The following is a 24,593-nucleotide window of genomic DNA, read 5'->3' as shown; positions in this document are numbered from 1 at the left end:
TAAATATCTATTTATTCTGTATTTCTATTTATGTTTAACCATCTAACAAAACCCAGATTATATACTTTAATGGATCCAAAATAATTAATTTTTATGCAATAAATATAATCAACTAATATTTAATTCTTCAATTAGTTCTGCATAAGTCTTTTTTACTATATCGCCGTTTATGTTTAACTCATTTATTGTCTCTTTTATATCATCAACAGATTTTCTATTTGATTCTATCTCTATAAAACATCCTAAATTATCTACTTTATCTAAAGTAACTAATACTTCCTTAAAGCTATAATACTTCCTAAATTTAGTTACATAAATCCCGGGACTAAATCCTAGCTTCTCAAACAAAGCAATGGGATCATTATCTACTTTTACTTTAAGTTCTTCCCTGGATTTTACTAATTCTTCTTCCTTTGACCTATTACCTTTATATGTTATTGTTTCAGGATGGCCGTTAACATATCTTATTCTGAGAGCTTCATCTTTTAACTTTAAATCTTTACAGGGATGATTTAAGTACAAGTCTTTTTCTTCTCTTGAATCTAGAAACTTAGCTCCTTTCTCAATTAATTCTTTTTCTATTTTTGATAACTCATCACAATTTACCTTTACTTTTACCTCTACTTCTAAGTTTTCTTTGCTCAAACATTCCATCCAAAATTAAATATGAAAATTAACAATAAAAAATTTATCTAAGTTATTGTTATTTTAAAAATTACAAAAAACTTAAAAACATATAGAAATCCTAATGAAAGCATAAATTTTAAATTACACTAATGAACCGTTCCTATAGATTTATAACATAAAATTATGAACTTAACTCTTTTAATATTTCTTTTGAAACTTCATCTATTAATCCTTGACCTGCTGGAGCTAATTTTCTTCCTTTACCAGGTATTGTAGTCACTAATCCTGCTTGCTCTAATTGTTGTAGTGCTTTTCTAATTATACTGCCTGAACCTTTTCTGAAATGAGGAGGCCTGGTTCCATTCCTTTTCTTACCTCCATATATGGTTTTTAGAGTTCCTATTCCTAATGGCTCTTCAGCTATGCTTATTTTCCTTAATAAAGATGCAACTCTAGTATACCACCAGTCTTCATTAGTAGGAGGCAATTCATTATATACTCCAGTCTTCATATACATAGCCCATGAAGGAATTTCTATTTTCTGCATCTTTTTTAGCCTTTCAGCTAGCTTTTCTATGAGCTTATCTGCTGGAACTTCTTTGGCTGTGACCATTTTTATACCCCTCTAGTTCCTGCAATATCCTGGATATATAAGAGTTTTTGAATCTTAACTACTTTCTTTGTTTATAAAAACTCTTTTCTCATGTGTAAAATTACTTAACTAGAATAAACTAGATTTATAATAGTTTTTATTATCGCTTTTAATTTTCTAAAGAATAGGGCCCGTAGTCTAGGTGGTTAGGACGCCGCCCTCACACGGCGGAGGTCGCCGGTTCGAGCCCGGCCGGGCCCATCTCGATCTATATATTTTAGGACTTTTAATGGGGATAATTATTTATAAGCATATATTATTGTAAAGAAACAACAAGGTTTGATAATTATGCCTAAAATTTAGAAAAATAATCTAATATTTATTCATATTTATAGGCTTTAAATATTCATTAAAATTAACGAATGTAATAGAACTAAAAGGTGCAATAGATTTGTCGAAAAACACAGAAAATACTGAAACAATTACGATAGAAATGCCTTGTGAAATAGCAGCAAAGCTAGTAATCCCATCTATAAGAGCTTCAATTGCTTACGTCTTAGTTAATGATTTTAAACTTTCAAAATATACAGCTGCAAGAATGCTTGGATTGACTCCCGCTGCAATAAACAATTATATTAGTGGCAAAAGAGGGGATAGATACATGAAAATATTAATTGAAGATGAAAGATACTTAAATAAAGTAAAAGAAGCTGCAAAATTAATATTAAACTTCCAAGGAAGATCTGAGGAAGAGATCGATGATTTTATGAGAAAATATCAACAAGCTATGTGCGGTATTTGCAGCGAAGTAAATGAAGTTGCTCATAAACATGGATGCCCATATAAACATTAGTTAATTAGTTAATAAAGCAAATATTATTTAAAGCAACAACCTTCATTTCTAATATACAAAAAAACTTATTGTTTTATGTGAAATAACATAAAACAAACTGTTAATTTGAACAACAAAATTTGTGGGATATCGATAGAAAATTTAAAGATAAAAATATCTATTTATTAAAAAGAAAATCATATAAATTATAACAATAATAAATTTTATTCAGAAAAGGGGAAGTTAAATGGAGAAAAACTCAGTAGAAATCTTCTTTGAGCCTAAAAGTGTGGCAATAATTGGTGCATCACCAAAAAAAGAAAATATGGGAAGAATAATTTTAGATAGTATGCAAAGAAACTACAAAGGAAAAATATACATTGTGAATCCTAATTATAGCGAAATACAAGGCATTAAATCATTTAAATCTATATTAGATATAGAAGATGAAATAGATGTAGCTATAATAGCTGTTGATGCTAGCAAAGTACCAGATATAATGGTTGATGCAGGTAAAAAGAATGTAAAAGGAGTCATAATAGTTAGCGGCGGATTTGCAGAAACTGACACACAGCAAGGCAAGGAATTACAAGATAAAATCATAGATATTGGAAAAAAGTTTAATATGAGAATTATTGGCCCTAATTGTATAGGAGTATATAATTCTTTTACTGGCGTTGATACATTCTTCTTACCTTATGAAAGAATGAGAAGACCTAAGAGAGGGCCTATATCAATTATAAGTCAAAGCGGCGCACTACTAGCAACTTTAATGGATTGGGCAGCATCTAAAAACATCGCTATAGGTAAAGCTATAAATTTTGGAAACAAAGCAGATGTAGACGAAATAGAATCGTTAGAATATTTAGGCAAAGATAATGAAACAAGAGTCATATTAATGTACATAGAAGGAATTACACCTGGAAAAGGTTATGACTTTATTGAAACAGCAAGAAGTGTTACATCTATTTATGGAAAGCCAATAATTTTAATTAAAGGTGGAAAGACCTCTAAAGGAGCTGGAGCTGCCAAAAGCCATACAGCATCTTTAGCGGGCTCTTATGAAATATTTAAATCAGTTTCTAAACAGGCAAATATAATATTGGCTGATGATTTAGAAGAATTATTTGATATAGCAAGAGTAATGTCTTATAATTTAATACCATCGGGAAATAGAGTTGGCATAATAACTAATTCTGGAGGCCATGGAGTCATAGCTGCTGATACCTTAATAGAAAATGGTTTATTGGTACCAGAAATTTCGGACACGCTAAAAGAAAAATTTAAGAAAATTTTCCCATCTCGAGTATCAATACATAATCCAATAGATTTTACGGGAGATGCTAAGCCAAATCATTATAGAGAGGTTTTAGAACTTCTAGCTGATAATAATGAAGCAGATATGTTTTTAATAATAGCTTTAGTCCAACCTCAAACAATGGACTTGTCTATAGCAGACGTAATTTTTGAATTTTCACAAAAGCATTTTGATAAACCTATAGCTGTAGTAACTATTGGAGCGGAAGAGGGAGAAAGACTGAGAGCTATTTTAGAGGAAAAAGGTGTCCCTGTATTTGAATTTCCCGACAGAGCGTCAAAAGCATTAGCTAAACTATATCAATGCAAAAGATGCTCATCAAAAAGATTTGAAAGTTGCAGTAGAGTTTATTTGAAAAAAGAATCAATAGATAAAGCTAAAAGAATAATTGAAAATGCTATAAATCAAGGAAGGAATAAACTTTTTGAGCACGAAGCCTTAGAATTACTAAATTCTATAGGGATAAAAACAGCAAACTATTGTATTATAGAAAATTATGATCAAATAAAATCTTGTCTTAGCAAGATAAATTTCCCAGTTGCCTTGAAAATTGTCAGTGAAGATATAATACATAAGTCAGATGTAGGAGGAGTTATACTAAATATAAGTAATGAAGAAGAGCTTACAGAAAGCTATAAAAACATTATTAAAAACATTAGAAACAGGCTCCCCCAAGCTAAGATTAGAGGGGTAATGGTTCAGGAAATGATAAAACAGGGGAACGAAATAATTATTGGGGGAAAAAGGGATGAAGGATTTGGCCCTGTAGTGATCTTTGGGCTTGGAGGAATATATACTGAAGTAATAGGTGATGTATCTATGAGGATATCACCAATAACAGATTGCGATGCTAAAGAAATGATAGATGAAATTAAAAGCGTAAAAATTTTAGAGGGCTACAGAGGCCTAGAACCTGTTGACAAAAGGAAGCTGGCTGAGGCCATAATGAGGGTTGGAGAGCTTATGCTCACAATCCCAGAAATATCTGAGATGGATATAAACCCTCTTATAGCCTCTAGCCTAGGTGCTCAGGCTGTAGATGCTAGGGTAATATTGAAGAGGTGATATGATTGGTAAATTCAGATCAAAGTCAGCAAAGCTCTCAGCAACAAAGTAAGACACCAGTTGATGAAGGGACATTTTTAAAGCGTATAGATGAAATAAGAGATAAGATTTTAGATGTAAAGAATCAAAGGAGACAACTAATTGAGGAGATAAAAAGTCTTAGAGATAAAAGAAGAAAATTAATTGAAGAGAAGAAACAGTTAATAGAAAGATTTAAAACTTTAAGAGAGCAAAGGAAAAAGCTTTTAGACGAACTCGTCAAAGTAAAGCAAGATAGAGATAACGTAAGCAAGGAATTTAAAACAAAGTTAGACCAATTAAAAGAGGCTCATAATATAACTCAAAAAGAAGGAGATGTTGCAAAGTTAAGCCTAAGAAAAATACAAAAAAGGATGGAAGAACTTGAGTGGAGACAGCAAACAAGCGTTTTAACGCCAGAAGAAGAAAAGAGATTAGTTGAAGAAATAGACAGACTTGAAGAATTAGCAGAAAGAGTGAGAAAAGCTAGAAAAGAAGAAGTTTCTATACTTGAATTAGAAGCTGATGTAAAAGGCCTAAAATTAAAGCTATCAGAGCTGATAAATAAGGTTAAAGAGTTAAGAGAAAATGCAGGAAGGCTTAAAGCAGAAATATCTTCTCTTAATCCAAAAATAGACGAATATAACAAAAATATAGATAACTTAGGAAATGAAATACAACAAAAAAGCCAGGAAGCAGAAAATCTTACAAAGCAACTAGACGCATTGTATCAAGAATATAGAGATCTAATGGTTAAACTCAAAGAAATGAAGCTCGCAAAACAGCGTGGTATTGAAGTAAACATACTAGAACAAAAGAGAAAAGAAATAGAAGAAAAGCAAAAGAAAGGTGAAGCGTTAACTTTAGATGAGCTAAGAATATTATATGGAGATTTAGATAGTATTTAATAAGGAAATGATAAAAGGAATATATTATGAATTTATATCATTTTTATGTAACTATAGATATAGTATGCCGCTAGGAATCCTTTATAACGAAGAGCCATTATTTTACGTATATAAAACAACAAAAATGGCCAAGCTATTAAGCAAAGAATCACAAAACAGGATTTATCTTCTTTCACCTTACGATCCTATTCTTTTTTTGGATAGTTTAGAGCATAAAATTGAAAACAATATAAGCTATGATAATGGTTGCCCTAAATTAGACGAAAGCATTGGAATTTGGTATAATTGCAATGCAATATACAAAAAGGAATTTAATGATAAACTTGAATTCTATTGTAGTAATCTTTTAAAACTAAAAGGAGATGCTGTACCATATAATCGAAGCTATGGTTGTATAGTAGAGTTGTTGGTCTTGTTAACAAAAGTTCAAGCAGGCGTTAAAGAACCTTGGTTTTTAACTTATGCAAATGGCTTAAAATGGTGTGTGGAAAGATCATCAAATAAGGATGAAAGATATGCAAAAGTTTCAGACCATATATTGCAATTGCTTAAGAAATATTATGGAGAAAGCTAATAAAATAATTAATGGATACACTGATATTGTTGAGCCTATTTTAAAATATCCTAGGCATAGAGAACTCGAATCTTCTATGGAGATTTTATCTCAAATTTGCGATGACTCTTTCTGCAAAAATTTATACAAATTATATGAAAAAATAAGCAATAATAGAGTATGTATAGTTGGTCCTGGGAAAATTAATAATAATTTAAAAGATTGTGAAATAATAGCCGGACCTGAAGGTGGGCTCATAAATCTATATGGTTTAGGTAAAAAAATGTTATTTGTTACAACCGATTTAGACTCTTCTCAAAAAATAATTGGAAATTTGAATTTTCTAAGCGATATAAAATTTGTACATATACATGGAGATAATTTAACAAGAATAAAAATAACAAATGCATATTTTGATAATGTTATATATACTACACAAATACTTACACCTTATTGTGCTATACCTATAGGCTCTTTTACTGATGGAGACAGAGCAATCGCGTTATCTATGATATTTAATGCATCAGAAATCTATGTTTACGGATTTAATTTTAAAAAAGCTATATGCCCTCATAAAGATTATTGCTTTCCAGATTATAAAAACATAAAAATAAAATTAGCTGAAAAAATTTTAACTTTCGTCTCAAAAAAATTAAATTATTCCATAAAACGCTATAATGAATATTTTATTTTCCAAAGATCTTTTTGATTTTTACAAATAATCTTTCTTAACCTTTTTATTGCTTTAAACCAAAAATTTTGCACTAAATAGAGGGTTTTTATTTCTTAACAAAACCTAAGCATATATATCTTTAAATATACTTAAAAGAATTGAGACAAAAATGTATAAGTCAAAAATGAAAGGATTTAAAGAATTAATGAAGGTTGAAGATGCTCTTAAGTTATTATTTGAAAATATGATTCCGCCAAAAATAGAATCAGAGGAAATATATGTAGAGGAAAGCATAGGAAAGATATCTTATGAGGATATTATATCTCAAGTTGATATACCACCATTTAATAGAAGTGCTGTAGATGGATATGCTGTAATTTCATCTGACACTGTTGGAGCATCTATAACAAATCCTATATCATTAAAAATTGTAGGTGAAATAAAAGCGGGTGATAATCCAGAAAACATAAAAAGTATAAACAAAGGAGAAGCTGTAATAATTTATACAGGAGCACCTTTGCCTAAGGGTTCTGATGCAGTGGTCATGGCTGAAGACGCCACATATAAAGGAGACTTAGTAGAGATAAACAAAGCTGTTGCCCCTTATCAAAATGTATCTAAAATAGGAGAGGATTTTAGCAAAGGTAAAATTATAGTAAAGAAAAATACCATAATAAAACCATGGCACATAGGTGCTATTGTATCAGCTGGCATAAAAAAGATAATAGTACAAAAGCCTTTAAATGTAGCAATATTATCAACAGGGAACGAAATAGCAGAACCAAACGAAGATTCCAAAGGAAAAATTATAAATAGTACAAAACCTTTGCTCAAATCAATGATTATGTCATTTGGATGCAAACCAATAGATTTTGGTACTGTTAATGATGATATCGAAACAATAAAAGAAAAAATAGAGTTAGCGTCAAAAGTTTCAGATTTAATAATAACTACTGGAGGAACTAGCGTTGGAAACTATGATCTTGTTACAGATGCCATTTTAAAGATTAACGGATCTAAAATTTTGTTTAATGGTGTTAGAATGAGACCAGGCAAGCCTACAAGTGGAGCAGTAATTAATGGAAAGCCGATAATAATGTTATCAGGTTTCCCTGTTGCAGCAGTTACTGCATTTTATGCCTTTATTTTCCCAACAATTAACTTTATGAGAAATACAAACGAAGAAATAGAACCTAAGATTAAAGGAAAAATAACAAGAAGGGTTGCTAATATAGCCGGAGTTAAGACATACCTCAGAGTAAAAGTTAGAAAGGAGAAAAATGAAATATATGTAGATCCTTTAGCTGTAACTGCATCTGGAGTTTTATCAACACTAACAGAGGCCAACGGTTTGCTAATCATTCCAGAAAACGTTGAAGGATATGATGAAGATGATGAAGTCGAAGTAATGTTGATTTGATATAAATGAATAACAAGTTTCGTTCTTTAGGGTAGCAAGGAGATCAATTCATCAGCTAACACCAAAGATCTATCCTTATAAGCGGGGTAGTTTACTACTATTTCAATTTTCTACATAATTCTATTAAAACATCATAGGGAGCATTACTTCTAAATCCTACGTCAGAAAATGTCGATTTATAAGATTTATAACCAATTTCTTCTAAAGATGATATGAATTTAGTTAAAGAAGGCATATTGGTCTTCTGGTTTTGGCAAATTGTATCAAGTCTCTGATGGAAGTACTGTTGTATTTTCATTTCGTCTAAATATGTTTTAATAAACTTTTCACTTCTCATAAAAGTCTCTATATAAGAAAAATTGCTCAATTTATTTAGCAATTCTTCTATAAATTTTATATCACCTATTTCTCCAACCCATATTGGACCTAAACAGTTGGAATCGTGACAACCCATTATTAATCCGTTTTCATATTTAAAATACCCAATGTTTTTGTTTAGCATCTCCTCCGATCTCTTAGCTCCTCTATCAATAAGCAAGTAGACTCTTGCATAATGATCTACACTATACGACATAAGAGGTTTAATTACTTTATCGTAAGATGCCGAAATGTATGCAATAAAGGCAAGCAAAACTCTAATCGCAATCTCCCTATAGTGCTTGGTATTAATCAAGTTTACTCTATACTTTCTTTTAGCAGCCATATATTTAGATCCACCTAAAACGGCTAAATCTGTAGCAGTTAATGCTAAAAGAGTTCCTTTTGAGGCTATAGAAATAGAAGTGTCTATAAAAGGTAAAACGCTACCAAATGGATCTAAATCTATTATATTTATTGGCTGACCTTGCTCATACTTTAGGGACCTCATTAGGGCATTTGCTTCCCTATTATAGGCCTCTATATTTTTCATTCTGTTTAGCTCAATGTTTTTCACCATAATATTATAAGAATTTTTGTCTATATCATTTATTATAACTTTAGATAAATTATTTAATTCTAGAGAGTATCTTATACCTCTTACTCCTGTTGCTGATAAAGGATCTATTGCAACTAGTTCTTTACCAGGCCAATACATATTAATAAAAGAATTTAAAGCAATTATTGATAAATCCCTATTAAATACCATAACTGGGTTATAAAAAACTGATAAATGAGATGGTTCTATAATGCCTTCTGATATTTTTGCTTTTCTAGTATCTGGAACGTATATTAGAGCTTTTCCTTCTCTAAGCACAGATAGCTCCATTTCTTATCATCTTTGCATATTGATCTATTTTGTTTATATATTCATACCTATTATCAACTGTTAATTCAATAATTTCTCCTTTATTTAACAAATTGTACAGATCGGGTCTTATCCATTTTAACTTGAAATAAAAAGTAGCAATAAAAGGCTTATCACCTTCTAAGATTGGCTTCATATGTTCTTCAAAACCTTTTACTTTTAATTCCATGGGTCCTATTTCATCTATAATAATTACATCAGAATTTCTTATGCTATTATCTAAAACATTTAAAATAAAATCTAAGGCTTCTTCATTTAAATAATAGCTTCCTATTTTTATTTTACCAAAATAATTTCTCGATGCCAATACTACCTGTTTTCCGCTATAAAAATCTTCAACTAAAAAACCAACTCTAAATTTACCTTCTCTAATCTCAGGTGTTATAAATCCCCCAACTTTACATCCATATTCTTTTAGCTTGTTAGCTATTGATAATGCTAATGTGCTTTTACCAACCCCAGGTCTACCAGTAATTGAAATTGAGGCCTTTTTTACATGCACTTTCTCTTTATTTATTCCCAAAACTATCCCTAAGTAACTCTATAAATTCTTCAAGCGTTAAAGCTTTAGCCTTTTCTAATTCTAACTCTTTTATTAAACTCTTTTCGTTACTTATAACAAAGGACTTAGAATTTGTTGTATCACTTAGCTTCTCAAGGTTTTGGGCTTTGGCTGATAGGGCTTGAGCCCCTTCTTTTCCATGTCTAACTATTATTAATAATCTATTACCTTGTTTATCTTTTGCCCCTATATCTAGCACAGTTCTCTTAGCATGATAAGTTATAAATCCTAGATCTTTTAATTCGTTTGAAATTATTTTTTCTTCTAATACATCAACAGGTTGATCTTCAACTTCTATTTTTTCTAAATATTCTTTACTAAAGATATTTATAGGCTGAAGTATCTCTTCTCCAAATATATTAACAAGTTTTTCACCTAAGTCTACAGAAGGTTCTATAGTCCCTCTTTCATATTCATAGACAGACCTCCTAGAAACATGAAGAATAGAAGCTACTTCACCTAGGCTCATGTTCCTACTTATTCTCTTTTCTCTTAGCTTTTCTGGATTTATTTTTACCTTAAAACTTTCTTTATCTTGAAATATATATACATCATTATTTTCCAATGCAGATATTAAAGTTTCAAGCTTCACAGCTTTAGCTCCATTTTTCTCATAAACAACCCCATCTACCATTAAAATACCTCTATTTTTTTCAGTTATTATAATAGATGGTATTCCAAGTCTTAAAGATAAACCTAGAAGTTCAGCTATTTCTCCTTTAGGAATTTCTTCTAAATCATGAGCTACCTTAATTAACAAAAACCTATCATTATTTAATTTAACAGCCAAATCAATACTTCTCCTATTAATACTCCTTGGATAGTCTATTACCTCTATATACTCGGACTTGTTATAGAGCTCTGCAATTACTTTATACAAAAAATCTTTTGTTTTCCTTTCTGACATCTGTTTTCCTCCATTATTATCATTTTATACGCTTCTTTTATCCAAAAGTAATTAGATACAAATTAGCATTTAAATATTTTTATTATTATAATTATTTTATAATTTATAAAACACTAATATAATTTTATATTAAAATTAATATTCTATAGAAACCCCAGTATAAGCCTCTGGCTCTTTTTTACCGTAATAATCTAATCCTTCATCCATGTTATTAATAGACTCATTGCTTATATTTGCCAATACAAGTGAAACAACCTTATTAACAATGCTATCTACGTCCTCTGATTTGTCTATTACTAACTCATTCTTACCAATTCTTATTTTGGGCATTTCATTAAAGGTGTTTAATAAGTTAAAATAATTTATTACCTCTACAAAAACTGTAGTTGAATAATCATGCCTTAATATATCAGCAGCCTTGAAAGCAACTTTAACTGAAGTATCATCGTCGAACATTCCTGATGAAATAACCACTATAGTGTTCAACCTGACCCCCTACCCCGAATCTATCCTATTATCACTGAATGTAATACGTATGTTAGCAGATATATATGGAATAGCCTAGTATAACCAAAATTACTAAAATAAATTGTTTAAGTAAAGGTTATATACGAGATAATGAATAGAAATACTAAAAACGTTATGTAAACATAAAATCGTTTCAATAAATGCTCAACATTTAAACGTAGCATGTAACAGATTTCAAAAAAATTTTTAAAATCTTTATATTAAGAGGTTTAGCAAATTATTGTACTTGCCGTCCAATAGATCCAATCCATAACCGTAATGCACTTTTTGATAGTTCTTTCTAAATTCCTTAACTTCTTCTCTTATTTTACTGGTATCTTCCTTTTTGATGGCAACTTTTTCCATAAATTCAGCTATTTGATCCATTTCATCTTCCTTCATGCCAAATCTGGTCATTTCTTGAACTCCAATTCTCAAACCGCTTGGATTTTGGACTGCATCTGGAGGATCATGAGGCAAAAGATTTTTATTCAATATAATGTTACTATCCTCAAGCATTCTTGCTATTTTAGCGCCTCCACCTTGTGATGATACATCGACAAGCACTTGATGACTCATAGTATAACCCATGTGCTCTCCTATAACCTTAAAACCTCTTTCTGCTAAAGCCTCTGCAAGCTTCTTAGCGTTTTTTGTGATTTGTTTTGCATAGGTCTCTCCAAATTCTATCATCTCAAGTGATGTAATAGCTGTAGCAGGGAGTCTATGAAGATGATGATTACTCAAAAACCATGGAAATATTGTTTTACCAACCTCTTTATATAAATCTTTATCTTTAAATGCAACAACACCACCTTGTGGCCCTGGGAAGGTTTTATGAGTTGATGCAGTCATTACGTCAGCCCCATAATCTAATGGATTTCTCCAAGCGTTACCAACAATTAATCCTAATACATGAGCCGCATCATAAACAAGCTTTCCATTAACAGAATGGATAGCATTTGATATTTCCTTTACAGGGTGTGGGAACAAGTAAACACTTCCCCCTAGAACTGCAAACTTGGGCTTAATTTGTTCTATAACTTTTAATGCCTTATCTACGTCTACGTTCATTTTTTCCTCATCATACGGCAATTCTATTTGTTTTATACTGAGCGCTCCTAATGTACCAAACTTAGTATGGCTTACATGGGCTCCAGCTTGAACTGGAGCTATAACTGCTTGATCACCAGGATTTGCTAAGACTCTGAAAACTGACGCATTGGCTATAGTACCACTTATTGGCCTTATATCAACCATATCAGTATGTAATAATTTTCCCATAAGTTCATTAGACATAACTTCTAGTTCATCAGAATATTTTGTACCCTGATAATATCTTTTGAAAGGTTTTCCTTCTGCATATCTATTCATAAAATCGCTGACGTAGACTGCTAAAGCTAAAGGACTCATAATATTTTCACTTGCAATTAAATTTATTGTTTGCTTAACTCTCCAAATATTTTGGGAATTAGTTAATTCCAAAATTTTATTTATAGATTCCATGTCCATAATTCTCGCCACTTATAATTTACTTATATAAAGATTAAAAATTTTTCATTGATACTGAAAATAATTTGAAAGTTTCTGAGCTCTTAAGCTTAATATTTTATTAGATAAAATAGAGCTACTTAAAGGACTTAAGAATTAGCCGCTATTTATAGCAAAAAGGCTATCAATATTTTTATTGAAAACTTTTCAATTATATACGAATCGAAAAAATCAAATATAAGATTAAAAATTTTAACCTAGAAAGTAAAAATTAGTAAACTAGGTGGAAAAAATGTCAATCGATTCGAAAACGAGTAAAGCTATGGCAAGATTAATTAAGAATGTAACCGTGCATACACTATGGATCTATGTATTAGCTATATTAGCAAGGGGAGCAACATATCCTTATCAAGTCAAGAAAAAAATTAAAGAAATGTTTCACTTTAATCCTCCTACAGTTACCCTATATACTGTAATGTATCGTTTAGAAAAAGAAGGATTGATAAGAAAGGCAGAAAATGGATCCTATGAAATAACAGAGGACGGGAAGGCGGCTCTTAAAAAAGCGTCTGATACTTTAAGAAATTTAAGTGAAACTCTTGATCATATATGATATAATTTGTATAAATTATAATTAAAATTTTTAAAGTAAAAAATATTTTAGAGTTCAAAAGAAAAAGCAAATATTCTTTAACCGATAAAATTAAATGGGAAATTAAAATGGAAGATAGCATAAATGTCAATGAAAAAGATTTGGTAGAAACAGAAATAAATTATAAAGGTTCTAAAATTATAGCTTATAAGTTAAGAGGGACATCTATACTTGTTTGCCCAGTTTGTAAGCTATCCTATTTTTATAGTGAAGCTGATTTAATTAATCACATAATTGCACATGCAAAAGGATTTATAGAGAAAAGAAGAGGAACTCCTACAAGGATTTATAGAAAAAAAGAAGAATATTGAAATCTGTATTTCTATATGAATCGATATTTAGTTGCCTTTTAGTCCTAAATGATGTTGCTCAAGGTCTTAAGTATTGTATGCCTTAACAATATGATAAATTAAATGGCAAACCTAGTTTTAAGGCGATAATGCATTTAAGGCTTCGCTCTAAAAGCAAATCAGATAACGCTAATAATCAAATAAGATATGATCAAAAAAATGAAATAAGCATGAAAGCCAGCATATTGGATAACAATCGTGGCTCTTAAACAATACTCTCATTATTAATTTGCAATACAATAAATCAGCTTTAAATTCTAAAAAAACGTATAAAATAAATGCGCGGGGGTGCCCGAGCCTGGCCAAAGGGGACGGGTTGAGGGCCCGTTGGCGTAGGCCTGCGTGGGTTCAAACCCCACCCCCCGCATAATTTTAATTCTTAATATTACAAAAAATTTATATTAGAATTTTATACTTTTACTTTTGAGGCGGTATATATGCGTAATATAAATAATAAAGTGGATTTCTTAAAAGAGTCTCCAACAAGAAAGATAGATGCAATAAGAGAAAGGCTAAAGAAGGAAAACAAAGATATAATTGTATTTTCAGCTGGTCAGCCTAGTATTCCACCTCCTATTGAAATTAGAGATATTATGGGAAAAATGCTTAAAGAGGAATCAATGAACTTATATGGATACACTCCAAGCCAAGGTATATTAGAGCTAAGAGAAGCTGTATCTGATGACTTAAAGTTGTTAGGTTCAATAGACGTCGATCCATCAAGCATAGTTATAACAGCTGGAGGACAAGCAGCTATGTTTTCAACACTAGCAACTATAATTCAACCTGGAGATGAAGTCATATTGTTTGATCCTACTTATTTTGGCTATAAGCCATTGCTTAACTATAATGAGGCCAAAATTATAAGACATTATGTAAGCATGGAAAACGATTATCAGCCTAATATAGATGAGTTATCAAATATTATAACGAAGAAGACTAAGGCAATAGTTATGGTTAGTCCAGATAACCCAACTGGTAGAATCATAGATCATAAAATAGCTAAGGCCTTAAGTGAAATAGCTATTGATAACGATTTGTGGATAATAAATGATGAAGCTTATAAAACCCTAATATATGAAGGGGAACATGAATTCTTATATAAATATGCCCCAGAAAATGTAATATCAATAAATACTTTCTCAAAGGATCCCTCAATACCAGGTTGGAGACTTGGTTATGTTTATGGACCAAAGAGCACTATAGATAAAATAAAGCTAGTTAATGAAGAGATGGTTTACTGTCCTCCATCTTTTGCTCAGCATATGGTTGCAAAGTATTTAAGATCTGACATAAGATTAAAATACATTAAGTTTGTCGTTAATGAATACAAGAAAAGAAGAGATGTAATGATAAAGGCAGTTAGAGAAAAAATACCTAAGGCCAAGTTTGTTGTACCAAAAGGTTCGATGTTTTTATTTATAAATCTAGAAGAATATAAAATTAACGGAGAAGAATTTTCAACTCAATTATTAGAAAAATATCAAGTTGCTTCAGTTCCTGGCAACTATTTTAGCGAAAAATATCTTTCTTCTTTAAGGTTGTCATTTGTTGCTGAGACGCCCGACAGAATCGAAAAAGGGATAGATTTAATTCAATCTGCATTGCAAAATAATTTATTTTAAATTTATAAAAATTAATAAAGGGTTTCTATACAGAAATTATATGAGAAGGGTAGTTTTAATGGTTACAAATATAGAAATAAGCGGATACAGTGAAAGTGCATTAGATGCATTAGTTAAAGCTGGTATATATGCAAATAAAACAGAAGCCGTCAGAGAAGCGATTAGAAGATTTATTGATAGTTTCGATATGAAAGAAATAGCTTTTAGAGCGTATAAGGAAGGTAGAATTAGTTTTCAACTTGCAACAGAGATAAGTGGATTAGGTATTGAGGAAATTATATGGTATTTTTTAAAGAAAAATACTCCTCCCGAAATAGGGGTTATTGACCCTAATGAAATAAACGAAAATATAGAAGAGTTTGATAAAAAGAATTCATTAGTATTTGATCTATCATCTACATATTCAATTTTAGAATTAGATAAAATAGATATTATTAAAAAACTTAACAAGAGGCTTCTTATTGGAAAAGAAACAAATAACTCAGTAAGATCATTAATAATGAGGTATTCAAAAATAAGAGGATCACTAGTTTATCTTAGCAACTATGAAGTTATACAAACAAAAAATCCCTTAGTTGAATTTGCCAGAAAGAATGGTATAACTTTACAGGAAGCTGAAGCTATAAGCATATCAAAAAAAGAAAATGCTATATTTGTATCTGATGATATTAGAACAAGACAAACAGCTAAAAGCAAAGGAATAACAAGCGTACCAACACTTTCTCTTTTTTTATTCTCAAAGAAGATTAAAATAATAGATGATAGACAATTCAATGAGATAATAGCAAAGATGGGAACAATACCCTTAATTATACCCCCCGAACTCTTTGCGTAATAAACAAAAGCGTTTCCTAATCCTAGAATTACAGATTGCTGTGGGAAAAGCTTATATTATTTTAAAGTTAATATAATTATTAGGCGGTAAAATGCCTATTGTCAACAAATTTATAATAAGTGACTTAATTTTGAGATGAACAAAAATTGAAGTTTATTGGAGAAGCTGTAATAATAGGTGTTGACACAAGTATAAGCATGGCCAGAAAAGATTATAAACCAAACAGAATAGAGAACGCTAAGAGAGCAGCCTCTATTATAGCTAGGAGTTTAATTAGCAGAAACATACCTACATTGATCTCTCTTGTTATATTTTATAGATACTCATTCCCGTTAACTGATCTAACTGATAGGTTGGAATTGATAGAACAAGCTATATCTAAAATAGGAATTATGGGAAAAGTTACTGCGCCTAGTGAGGTAATAAAAGATTCGTATTTAATATTAAGAGCTGCAAATCCTGGCTATCACAAAAGAATTATCTTAATAACAGATGCTGGATTTAATGAGGGCATAAATCTTGATATATCAGCATCTCTATTATCTATGGCAGAAATAGAATTGGATATGCTTACTCTCGGTTTAATACCTAAAAAGGTTGGAGAATATATAGATAAAGCAGTCAAAATTACCAAAGGTATTTGGCTCCATTCAGAAAATACTGATGAGGTATTATCTAATGCAGCTAAACTAGGTGAACTATACCCTAATTAAAAACATAAACAAATATTTCGTTTTGCATATTTGTTGCGTTAATTTTTCTATTTTAACTGCTGTTACTTTATATCCAGGGATATGAATCCTATCTACAATTTGATTCAACAACAAAATTCATTGATAAAATAAGCAGTAAACTTTGTCTTTTAATGTGATAATGCTTTTAAGGTTTGTTCTAAACAAAATCATAGAAATTAACACATTTTCAGTTTAATAAAGATTTTAACTTCTTAATATACTCTAAAATATGTCGATGATGAAGGTTAAAAGCAGTGATTGATGAACTAACCTAGGCCCTGAGGCATAAATTATTAAAAACAGGATAATATTTATAAAAGAGGGAGAGTATGGAAAAAATAGTTATGAAAATAAGTGGAAGTTTATTATTTCCACCAGATCAAAAATATTATATAAAACTTAAAGATACCATAGAAAATGCTCTTAATAAAGGCTATAAACTAGGAGTTGTTGTAGGTGGAGGGCCGTTAGCTAGATATTATATAAACACACTAAGAGAGCTAAAAGTGTCAGAAGCCATATTAGATATTTTAGGTATTGAATCTGCAAGACTAAATGCATTATCTCTTTCTGCAATGCTGTATCCATATAGTATACCAAAAGTGCCTAAGGATTTAACAGAGACATTGGAAATTTTTAACAACAATCTAATTCCAGTATTAGGAGGTCTTCAACCAGGTCACAGCACAAATGCAGTTTCAATGATACTCGCTGAGGCCATTGGATCAAAGAATGTTATAAATATGCTTAACGGAATTAATGGTATTTATACAAAAAATCCAAAAGATCCCGAATCAAAAAAGCTTGATAGAATATCATATGAAGGTATGGAAGAGTTAATAAAAAGAATGGATCAAGTAGCTGGAGGATACGAGTTACTTGATCACGTTGCTTTAGAGATAGCAAAAAGAAGTAAAATAAGAGTTATATTTATTGATGGTAAAAATCCTGAAACTTTATTAAAAGTATTAGATGGAGAAAAAATAGGGACAGAGTTAGTACCTGAATAATTATTTCTTATACTTTGGATGGTATTTCTTAATCATTTCTTCTTTTATATTAGTAAGCTCTTCTTCTGGTATTTCGGATAATATGTTCCATGCCAAATCCAATGTATTTTCTATACTTCTATTTTCTCTAATTCCTTGTGATAAGAATTTCTTCTCAAACAAATCAGCAAACTTAAGAAACTTTCTGTCAGTTTCACTTAAGCTCTCTTCTCCTACAACTGCAGCTAAACTTCTAAGATCTACCCCTCTACTATATGATGCGTAAAGCTGGTCACTTACCTGAGCATGATCATCCCTTGTCTTTCCAGGTCCAATTCCTTCCTTCATTAATCTCGAGAGACTCATCAAAACATTAATTGGTGGATATATTCCTTTATTATACAAATCTCTGCTCAAAACTATTTGACCTTCGGTTATGTAACCAGTTAGGTCTGGTATTGGGTGTGTTATATCATCATTCGGCATTGTTAATATTGGTATTTGAGTTATGCTACCTTTTTTGCCATGAACTCTCCCTGCCCTCTCATAGATGCTTGCTAAGTCACTATACATGTAACCAGGATATCCCTGCCTTCCAGGAACTTCCTCTCTCGAAGAACTTATTTCTCTTAACGCCTCCGCATAATTAGTCATATCTGTCAATATAACTAATATGTGAAGATCTTTTTCATATGCCAAATATTCTGCTAATGTTAAAGCAACTCTTGGTGTTACTAATCTTATCATGGCAGGTTCGTCGGCCAGATTTACAAACATAGCAACTCTATTTAATGCTCCTGTTTCCTCAAAGAATTTCCTGAAAAATAAATAATCGTCATATTTAATTCCTATTGCTGCAAAAACTACTCCAAATTCTTCTCCTTCTCCCTTTACTGTTGCTTGTCTAGCTATTTGCGCTGCTAAAATGTTATGAGGCAAACCACTCCCACTAAATATAGGCAATTTTTGGCCTCTAACTAATGTATTCATTCCATCTATTGCACTTACACCAGTTTGTATAAAGTCCTCAGGATAAGCTCTAACTGCAGGATTTATTGGAGAACCATTTATATCATATTTTTCTTCAGCCACTATCTCTGGTCCATTGTCTATAGGCTCTCCCAGTCCGTTGAAAATCCTACCTAACATATCTTCAGATACAGGGAGCTCTAACGGTCTTCCTAAGAATCTTACTCTTGTTCCTGTAGTTGTTATACCAGTTGTACCTTCAAAAACTTGAACTATTGCAATGTTTTTAGATACATCTAAAACCCTACCTCTTCTTCTTGTTCCATCTGAAAGCTCTACTTCTACTATTTCATCATATGATGCTCTACTAACTCCTTCTACGACAATCAATGGACCTTTTATTTCAACTATTTTAGAATATTCCCTTATGCCATATAAAGAGCTCATGCAGATTTCACCTCCTTAGATTTTAACCCGTCAAGAGAGTTCAAAGTACGTTTCCTCAAATCCTCTATCATCTCTATTTTATCATTTGGTATGCTAAACCTAGCCTTAACAATATCAACATAAAGCCTGCCTAAAGCTTCCTTAGCTTTAGATGCCTGAATCCCACTATGAACTAGCTCACTTGCCTTCCTATAATAGTCTATGATGAGCTTCATCAATTCGAACTGTTTCTTAGGTGAAGCAAATGTATCTATAGGATCAAAGGCATTTTGTTTTAAAAATCCATCTCTTATCATCCTAGCAACATCTAATACCAATTTATCACTTTCATCTAAACTTTCTGTACCTACAAGCCTTACTATTTCTTGAAGCTCATTTTCTCTTAGTAAGATATCCATTATCTCATCTCTGTATTCTTTCCACTTTGGATCAACATTTTTGGCCCACCATTCCGAAACAGTGTCTACATATGCACTATAACTCAAGATCCAATTTATTGCCGGATAATGCCTGCTATAAGCTAGAGCTGTGTCGAGTGCCCAAAATACTCTAGTAAATCTTCTTGTATGTGTTGTTACAGGTTCGGTAAAATCTCCACCTGGAGGACTTACTGCACCAACAACAGTAACGCTTCCTGTTCTATTGGGGTTCCCTATAGTTTTTACTCTTCCAGCCCTTTCGTAAAACTCTGCAAGTCTCGATGCTAAATAGCTCGGATAACCTTCTTCTGCTGGCATTTCTTCCAATCTACCTGCTATTTCTCTCAATGCCTCTGCCCATCTACTTGTTGAATCAGCTACTAGTAGAACGTCATAACCCATATCTCTATAGAACTCTGCTATAGTTATTCCCACATAGATACTGGCTTCCCTAGCTGCCACAGGCATATTGCTTGTATTTGCAATTAATACAGTTCTCTCCATCAATGGTTTTCCAGTCCACGGATCTTTATATGTTGGAAATCTCTCTAAAACTTCAGTCATCTCATTACCTCTTTCACCACATCCTATATATAAAACCACGTTAGCAGAAGACCATTGTGCCAATCCATGCATTGTAACAGTTTTGCCAGTACCAAAGCCCCCAGGTATCATACCTGTGCCTCCTTTAGCCATAGGGAACAATGTATCTATAATCCTTAATCCTGTTATTAATGGCTCTGAAGGATCTAACTTTAAATTATAAGGTCTTGGAAATCTCACTGGCCAGCGTTGTGACAAATATATTTCTTTAACTTTCCCATTGCTTTTAATTTCAGCTATCGGGTCTACTATAGTATAATCACCTTCGGGTGCGATCCATGTTAATTCTCCAAACTCATTTGGAGGAACCATAACCTTATGTAATATTAGCTCCGTTTCCTGAACTAATCCTAAGAGATCTCCTCCTGATACTTTATCACCTACTTTTATTTCTCCTGGAGTAAAGTGCCACTTTTTATCTCTTGGCAAGGGACTTACATCAATTCCTCTCTCTACAAAAATACTTCTCTTAGGAGAAGTTTTGGTTAATAATTCAGCGATAAATGGTAATGGTCTTTGAACACCATCATATATATTTCCTAATAGACCAGGTCCTAGCTCAACGCTAAGAGGAGATCCTGTACCTTCAACTATTTCTCCTGGCTTTAAGCCAGTAGTAGATTCATATACTTGTATATAAGCTTCGTCCCCCTTAATCCTCGTTACTTCTCCTATTAGCCTTTCCTCTCCTACTTTTACCATCTCATACATCTGTATTCCAGTCATATTTTCAGCTACAACAAGAGGACCAGTGATCCTACTAATTCTACCTTTAACTACCATTTTTACTTCCCCCCAAATAATTTTTCTGATGCTATCCCTTTAAGAAAAACCTCATTTTCCTTTATAATCTGGTCAATACTAAAGTCCAATTTGATTGTTCCTTCCTTATTTGTAGCAATTATACCTCCAATTATTTTAGCGCTCTCATTAGAGATTTCTATATTTTTAAATAGAGAAGAAATTTTTTTAACAAGCTGTTTATCATCTTCTGAGCAATATATTATCAAACCATTATAATTTTCAGCTTCCGATGCAACAATAGATATAACTTTTTTTATAAAATCGCTATACCATTCTTTATTTTTTTCACTTTTAATCATATTTATAGCCTGATTAAAAACATCATCAATATATGTGTTTTTCTTTTCGGAAACCTTTTTTCTCACATCTAATTGAAGACCTGCTTCAACACTTTTTAATGACTCTATGAATTCTTGAGACTTTTCATTTAATTTGTTCTTAAACTCGTTCAATGCGGCTTGATAAGATTCATTTAATAACTTTAACGAAGCAGAATAAGCATCGTCTATTAACTTCTTTGTTTCTAAATAATTCTTTTCTGTTATCTCTTCTGCAACCTTTTTTGGATTACCCGTTAATGCCATATTTTACCTACCCCATACCTAATGCTTTAGCCAGCAATTTATCAATATTTATGGGCTCAGCTTTTGCCCATTTTGTTGGTAAAATCAACAAAGTAAGGTTTAATGAATTCGCTAAATTTCTAAGAGAATTTTCATCATTTACTATATGTTTTAAAACAACTACCAATGATGCTCCCTTTTCTTTTGCTTTCTTTAAACCTTCTTCTGCCTCTTTTTGAGTGTACGCGTCTATTATGGATATGCCTGCCAGCTTGAATAAATTAGCGCTTTCTCTATCCCCTATAACAAACATTTTTCCTTCCATGCTCAATTTAATCACTTACACTATGTATGTTTAAAAATTAGCTTTTAAATTTAAACAGAAGAAACGATTAATATGAGCACTACATTATTTTTCAACTTTTTCGAACTTATGAATTTTTTATTAGCAAACGAAAGGCAAGCTTTGCCCTTCATGACGGAGAGCAGGTCAATAAAAAGCTATTGGCCCTATTAAATTATTAACAATATTAATAAATAAAAATTTAGCAAATATTGCCTTTTAATATAAAGGATCTGATTAGCAAATTAGAGTTTGTTTATAATAAAAACTCTTTAAGTTTTAAAATACTCTCTATCCCCTCCTAATTAATGTAAAGGGGTCTAAATTGCTGGTTGCCAATCGAGTTGAAGAAGTAGTAATAGCAGTACCAAATACACAATATGATAAAGTAGTTGCTAGTCTAGCCACCTCTGGGATTTTTCATATAGAACCTCCAACAAAAGAATTAAGCAAATATTCTATGAGAATTTATAGATCAGCATCAGCGATTTCATCAGAGAGAAAGGCCAGGCTTGAAGGGTTCTTTAAAGCAATAAATAGAAACCCAGAAATCATATCAGGCATTAGCCTAAAAATTTCAAACTGGGTAGACTTTTTAAATGAATTAATAGAGCAGAACAAAGATCTAGAAACAATATTTGAGAAAAACATAGCAATCTTAAACGAATCGAAAAATAAATTAAATGACCTGATAGAATTGAAAAAACTTATAAGATATATTTCGTATATTGATACTGATATTAGGAAAGCACATGAATCTAAGCTAATATCTTTCACAATAGGTATATTGCCTAGCGAGATGATAGAATATGCTAAAAAAATATCCAATGATATTATAATGGTGTATGAAAAATTCCAAGAAGATACCTTTGTTATAGCTATAGCTGGAAATAATGAAAATGTAAAAAAAGCCTATAGCAATTTAGTCAAACTTGGGTTTACTGCTATATCTATTCCAAGCGAATTCTCCGGAAATCCGTCGAAGGCCGATAAGGAAATTGAAGAAGAAATTAATAAAATTAATAAAGAAATTGAAGAAATAATAGAGAAATTACAAGAAAAATATGAGAATTTAAAGGATTACTATACAAAAATTTTTGTTATTAATGAAGTATTTAAAATACTTAACAACACTGCTACTTCTGATACGACATCATTTATACATGGATTTATTGATATTAAAGACTCGAAAAAATTAAGAAATATAATAAAAAACGCAACAAATGATAGATATTTAATATACAGCCTTGGAATAAAGAGAGGTCAAAGAGAAGTACCCACAAAAATGGAAATACCTAGGATATTTAAGCCATTTGAATCTATATTAAAAATGTATGGAACCCCGAACTCTAATGAGGTAATACCAACCATATTTATGGCAATTACTATGCCAATAATATTCGGTTTGATGTTTCCAGATATTGGTCATGGACTTCTTGTATTACTATTTGGTCTATTTTTCTTGCTGCCAAGAAGTAAAGATATAGGTAAGGTAACAATTATATTAGGTGCAGCGGGTATCGTGACAGGTTTTTTAGCTAATGAATTTTTTGGCCCACTTCCCGCAGAGGCCTTACATATGGGAGAATTTTGGAAAAGCCTTGGATTCCAATCAGCTCCATTAGAGTCTCCAGTTGATATATCAATATCAGGAGGATCCCAACAATTAATGCAAAAATTGTTTTACTTATCAATGGATATATCATTCTGGGTAGGTGCATTTATGCTTATATTTGGTACATTATTAGGAATAGCAAATAGTTACCTAAAGAGTGATTATGAAGATTTGCTAGGTGAAAAGCTGCCTTTATTTTTATTATTTTTGTCCGCAGGTCTTCCTTTCTTGTTATACTTTAATGCAACAGAAGCAGGTTCAACCATAAAACAAGCTTTATTCGGATTAGGTAGAGGGGGACCTATGGAAGCATTTGTATTTTATGGAGCTATTATTTCACTTATATGGATACTTATAGGAAAAGGAATTTATAGAGCTGCTATTGGAGAAGGATTTAGACTAAACCCAATGGAATCATTTATCGGTTTGTTTGAATCTATGCTGCTTGTTTTGGGAAATAGTATAAGCTTTCTGAGGATAATGGGTTTAAGCCTTGCTCACTCAGGATTAATGGTAGGATTTACTATACTATATTTAGTAATAGATCCAGTAGGTCCAAAGAACCCAGCAATGTTCACAGCAGCAGTTATAGTATACATATTAGGTAATTTACTTACGGCAGGGCTAGAAGGTATAGTTGCATTCGCTCATGATCTAAGGCTTCACTTCTACGAATGGTTTAATAAATTCTTCACAGGTAATGGAGTTCCATTTAATCCAATAAGACTTCCTAGTATAAACATAATCTTCCAAGGGGCATAAAAAGAAAAGTTTTTGAAATCCTCCGTATATCTTTTAATTGCCGATGAAGAAGGCTGGTATTACTGATCAATGAGGAAAGATACCAGAACTGAGGTTTTTTAAATTTTTAAATGAAAAAATAATAG

General features: G+C 31.5%; 24 protein-coding genes and 2 tRNA genes. 15 read left to right on the top strand and 11 right to left on the bottom strand.

What is annotated here, in order from left to right:
* Positions 1 to 108: 108 nt before the first annotated feature.
* Entirely contained in the window at positions 109 to 645 is a 537-nt protein-coding gene (gene cyaB, locus Q0C16_RS07520) for a class IV adenylate cyclase (RefSeq protein WP_292320958.1), read from the bottom strand.
* 163 nt (positions 646 to 808) lie between these two features.
* Entirely contained in the window at positions 809 to 1,240 is a 432-nt protein-coding gene (locus Q0C16_RS07515) for a 30S ribosomal protein S19e (protein WP_292320955.1), read from the bottom strand.
* A gap of 166 nt (positions 1,241 to 1,406) precedes the next feature.
* Between Q0C16_RS07515 and Q0C16_RS07510 the strand changes: the two genes are divergently transcribed.
* The 7 genes from Q0C16_RS07510 to glp all read left to right on the top strand — a co-directional run bounded on the left by Q0C16_RS07510 (position 1,407) and on the right by glp (position 8,006).
* Positions 1,407 to 1,480 (top strand) — tRNA-Val (locus Q0C16_RS07510).
* Between the two features lie 190 nt (positions 1,481 to 1,670).
* Complete coding sequence (locus Q0C16_RS07505) at positions 1,671 to 2,072, top strand: transcriptional regulator (protein WP_292320953.1); 402 nt, start codon at positions 1,671 to 1,673, stop codon at positions 2,070 to 2,072.
* A 226-nt stretch (positions 2,073 to 2,298) separates the two neighbouring features.
* The gene (locus Q0C16_RS07500) at positions 2,299 to 4,434 is read left to right on the top strand and encodes an acetate--CoA ligase family protein (RefSeq protein ID WP_292320951.1); all 2,136 of its coding nucleotides are present in this window, start codon (positions 2,299 to 2,301) and stop codon (positions 4,432 to 4,434) included.
* A 5-nt stretch (positions 4,435 to 4,439) separates the two neighbouring features.
* Positions 4,440 to 5,360 carry a hypothetical protein gene (locus Q0C16_RS07495; protein WP_292320950.1) on the top strand — a complete coding sequence of 307 codons (921 nt, stop codon included), beginning with the start codon at positions 4,440 to 4,442 and terminating at the stop codon, positions 5,358 to 5,360.
* Positions 5,361 to 5,367: 7 nt separating this feature from the next.
* Positions 5,368 to 5,934: a DUF447 domain-containing protein gene (locus Q0C16_RS07490; RefSeq protein ID WP_292320948.1), complete on the top strand. Its 567-nt coding sequence runs from the start codon at positions 5,368 to 5,370 to the stop codon at positions 5,932 to 5,934.
* Positions 5,921 to 6,622: a hypothetical protein gene (locus Q0C16_RS07485; RefSeq protein ID WP_292320946.1), complete on the top strand. Its 702-nt coding sequence runs from the start codon at positions 5,921 to 5,923 to the stop codon at positions 6,620 to 6,622. The genes Q0C16_RS07490 and Q0C16_RS07485 overlap by 14 nt, the downstream gene beginning before the upstream one ends.
* A gap of 133 nt (positions 6,623 to 6,755) precedes the next feature.
* Positions 6,756 to 8,006, top strand: coding sequence for a gephyrin-like molybdotransferase Glp (gene glp / locus Q0C16_RS07480; protein ID WP_292320944.1), 1,251 nt, complete (start codon positions 6,756 to 6,758; stop codon positions 8,004 to 8,006).
* 97 nt (positions 8,007 to 8,103) lie between these two features.
* On the opposite strand, the gene Q0C16_RS07475 is transcribed toward glp, so the two are convergent.
* From Q0C16_RS07475 to glyA, 5 genes are all read right to left on the bottom strand, one after another.
* Positions 8,104 to 9,252: a tRNA (guanine(26)-N(2))-dimethyltransferase gene (locus tag Q0C16_RS07475; RefSeq protein ID WP_292320942.1), complete on the bottom strand. Its 1,149-nt coding sequence runs from the start codon at positions 9,250 to 9,252 to the stop codon at positions 8,104 to 8,106.
* Positions 9,233 to 9,814: a nucleoside-triphosphatase gene (locus Q0C16_RS07470; protein ID WP_292320940.1), complete on the bottom strand. Its 582-nt coding sequence runs from the start codon at positions 9,812 to 9,814 to the stop codon at positions 9,233 to 9,235. The genes Q0C16_RS07475 and Q0C16_RS07470 overlap by 20 nt, the downstream gene beginning before the upstream one ends.
* Positions 9,801 to 10,760, bottom strand: a complete 960-nt coding sequence (locus Q0C16_RS07465) for a helix-turn-helix domain-containing protein (RefSeq protein ID WP_292320938.1) — start codon at positions 10,758 to 10,760, stop codon at positions 9,801 to 9,803. The genes Q0C16_RS07470 and Q0C16_RS07465 overlap by 14 nt, the downstream gene beginning before the upstream one ends.
* Before the next feature lie 135 nt (positions 10,761 to 10,895).
* Positions 10,896 to 11,246 (bottom strand): hypothetical protein, encoded by a 351-nt coding sequence (locus Q0C16_RS07460; RefSeq protein ID WP_292320936.1) that lies wholly within the window; start codon positions 11,244 to 11,246, stop codon positions 10,896 to 10,898.
* Between the two features lie 237 nt (positions 11,247 to 11,483).
* Positions 11,484 to 12,779 carry a serine hydroxymethyltransferase gene (gene glyA, locus Q0C16_RS07455; RefSeq protein ID WP_367117934.1) on the bottom strand — a complete coding sequence of 432 codons (1,296 nt, stop codon included), beginning with the start codon at positions 12,777 to 12,779 and terminating at the stop codon, positions 11,484 to 11,486.
* A gap of 271 nt (positions 12,780 to 13,050) precedes the next feature.
* Here glyA and Q0C16_RS07450 point away from each other — a divergent pair, with 271 nt between their 5' ends.
* The 7 genes from Q0C16_RS07450 (at position 13,051) to pyrH (ending at position 17,964) form a co-directional block, all read left to right on the top strand.
* Positions 13,051 to 13,371, top strand: coding sequence for a PadR family transcriptional regulator (locus tag Q0C16_RS07450; protein ID WP_292320932.1), 321 nt, complete (start codon positions 13,051 to 13,053; stop codon positions 13,369 to 13,371).
* 107 nt (positions 13,372 to 13,478) lie between these two features.
* Positions 13,479 to 13,721, top strand: a complete 243-nt coding sequence (locus Q0C16_RS07445; RefSeq protein WP_292320930.1) for a hypothetical protein — start codon at positions 13,479 to 13,481, stop codon at positions 13,719 to 13,721.
* Between the two features lie 321 nt (positions 13,722 to 14,042).
* Positions 14,043 to 14,127 (top strand) — tRNA-Leu (locus tag Q0C16_RS07440).
* 70 nt (positions 14,128 to 14,197) lie between these two features.
* On the top strand, positions 14,198 to 15,385 hold the full coding sequence (locus Q0C16_RS07435; RefSeq protein WP_292320928.1) for a pyridoxal phosphate-dependent aminotransferase: 1,188 nt from the start codon (positions 14,198 to 14,200) through the stop codon (positions 15,383 to 15,385).
* 58 nt (positions 15,386 to 15,443) lie between these two features.
* Entirely contained in the window at positions 15,444 to 16,220 is a 777-nt protein-coding gene (locus Q0C16_RS07430; RefSeq protein ID WP_292320926.1) for a nuclease, read from the top strand.
* Positions 16,221 to 16,366: 146 nt separating this feature from the next.
* On the top strand, positions 16,367 to 16,933 hold the full coding sequence (locus Q0C16_RS07425; RefSeq protein ID WP_292320923.1) for a vWA domain-containing protein: 567 nt from the start codon (positions 16,367 to 16,369) through the stop codon (positions 16,931 to 16,933).
* A gap of 350 nt (positions 16,934 to 17,283) precedes the next feature.
* Complete coding sequence (gene pyrH, locus Q0C16_RS07420; RefSeq protein ID WP_292320921.1) at positions 17,284 to 17,964, top strand: UMP kinase; 681 nt, start codon at positions 17,284 to 17,286, stop codon at positions 17,962 to 17,964.
* Here pyrH and Q0C16_RS07415 read toward each other — a convergent pair whose 3' ends face one another.
* The 4 genes from Q0C16_RS07415 to Q0C16_RS07400 are packed head-to-tail and all read right to left on the bottom strand — an operon-like array spanning position 17,965 to position 22,073.
* Positions 17,965 to 19,359 carry an ATP synthase subunit B gene (locus tag Q0C16_RS07415; RefSeq protein ID WP_292320920.1) on the bottom strand — a complete coding sequence of 465 codons (1,395 nt, stop codon included), beginning with the start codon at positions 19,357 to 19,359 and terminating at the stop codon, positions 17,965 to 17,967.
* Positions 19,356 to 21,164, bottom strand: a complete 1,809-nt coding sequence (locus Q0C16_RS07410; protein WP_292320918.1) for a V-type ATP synthase subunit A — start codon at positions 21,162 to 21,164, stop codon at positions 19,356 to 19,358. Before Q0C16_RS07410 ends, Q0C16_RS07415 begins: the two co-directional genes overlap by 4 nt.
* 2 nt (positions 21,165 to 21,166) lie before the next feature.
* Positions 21,167 to 21,769, bottom strand: a complete 603-nt coding sequence (locus Q0C16_RS07405) for a V-type ATP synthase subunit E (protein WP_292320917.1) — start codon at positions 21,767 to 21,769, stop codon at positions 21,167 to 21,169.
* Positions 21,770 to 21,776: 7 nt separating this feature from the next.
* Positions 21,777 to 22,073 carry a V-type ATP synthase subunit F gene (locus tag Q0C16_RS07400; RefSeq protein ID WP_292321087.1) on the bottom strand — a complete coding sequence of 99 codons (297 nt, stop codon included), beginning with the start codon at positions 22,071 to 22,073 and terminating at the stop codon, positions 21,777 to 21,779.
* Between the two features lie 343 nt (positions 22,074 to 22,416).
* On the opposite strand from Q0C16_RS07400, the gene Q0C16_RS07395 reads away from it, so the two are divergent.
* Complete coding sequence (locus Q0C16_RS07395; protein WP_292320915.1) at positions 22,417 to 24,468, top strand: V-type ATPase 116kDa subunit family protein; 2,052 nt, start codon at positions 22,417 to 22,419, stop codon at positions 24,466 to 24,468.
* Positions 24,469 to 24,593 lie beyond the last annotated feature (125 nt).

Source organism: Caldisphaera sp., assembly GCF_023256325.1.
Classification (GTDB): Archaea; Thermoproteota; Thermoprotei_A; order Sulfolobales; family Acidilobaceae; genus Caldisphaera.
The sequence above is the reverse complement of the archived record's forward strand: the minus strand, read 5'-3'. Positions and strand labels throughout refer to the sequence as shown.

Excerpts from the sequence above, each read along its gene's own strand:
- Q0C16_RS07490 (WP_292320948.1), top strand. The coding sequence starts at position 5,368 with ATGATAAAAGGAATATATTATGAATTTATATCATTTTTATGTAACTAT.
- Q0C16_RS07410 (WP_292320918.1), bottom strand. The coding sequence starts at position 21,164 with ATGGTAGTTAAAGGTAGAATTAGTAGGATCACTGGTCCTCTTGTTGTA.
- Q0C16_RS07400 (WP_292321087.1), bottom strand. The coding sequence starts at position 22,073 with ATGGAAGGAAAAATGTTTGTTATAGGGGATAGAGAAAGCGCTAATTTA.
- Q0C16_RS07435 (WP_292320928.1), top strand. The coding sequence starts at position 14,198 with ATGCGTAATATAAATAATAAAGTGGATTTCTTAAAAGAGTCTCCAACA.
- glyA (WP_367117934.1), bottom strand. The coding sequence starts at position 12,779 with ATGGACATGGAATCTATAAATAAAATTTTGGAATTAACTAATTCCCAA.
- Q0C16_RS07405 (WP_292320917.1), bottom strand. The coding sequence starts at position 21,769 with ATGGCATTAACGGGTAATCCAAAAAAGGTTGCAGAAGAGATAACAGAA.
- Q0C16_RS07475 (WP_292320942.1), bottom strand. The coding sequence starts at position 9,252 with ATGGAGCTATCTGTGCTTAGAGAAGGAAAAGCTCTAATATACGTTCCA.
- Q0C16_RS07430 (WP_292320926.1), top strand. The coding sequence starts at position 15,444 with ATGGTTACAAATATAGAAATAAGCGGATACAGTGAAAGTGCATTAGAT.
- Q0C16_RS07515 (WP_292320955.1), bottom strand. The coding sequence starts at position 1,240 with ATGGTCACAGCCAAAGAAGTTCCAGCAGATAAGCTCATAGAAAAGCTA.
- Q0C16_RS07485 (WP_292320946.1), top strand. The coding sequence starts at position 5,921 with ATGGAGAAAGCTAATAAAATAATTAATGGATACACTGATATTGTTGAG.
- Q0C16_RS07500 (WP_292320951.1), top strand. The coding sequence starts at position 2,299 with ATGGAGAAAAACTCAGTAGAAATCTTCTTTGAGCCTAAAAGTGTGGCA.
- Q0C16_RS07450 (WP_292320932.1), top strand. The coding sequence starts at position 13,051 with ATGTCAATCGATTCGAAAACGAGTAAAGCTATGGCAAGATTAATTAAG.
- pyrH (WP_292320921.1), top strand. The coding sequence starts at position 17,284 with ATGGAAAAAATAGTTATGAAAATAAGTGGAAGTTTATTATTTCCACCA.
- glp (WP_292320944.1), top strand. The coding sequence starts at position 6,756 with ATGTATAAGTCAAAAATGAAAGGATTTAAAGAATTAATGAAGGTTGAA.
- Q0C16_RS07465 (WP_292320938.1), bottom strand. The coding sequence starts at position 10,760 with ATGTCAGAAAGGAAAACAAAAGATTTTTTGTATAAAGTAATTGCAGAG.
- Q0C16_RS07445 (WP_292320930.1), top strand. The coding sequence starts at position 13,479 with ATGGAAGATAGCATAAATGTCAATGAAAAAGATTTGGTAGAAACAGAA.
- Q0C16_RS07415 (WP_292320920.1), bottom strand. The coding sequence starts at position 19,359 with ATGAGCTCTTTATATGGCATAAGGGAATATTCTAAAATAGTTGAAATA.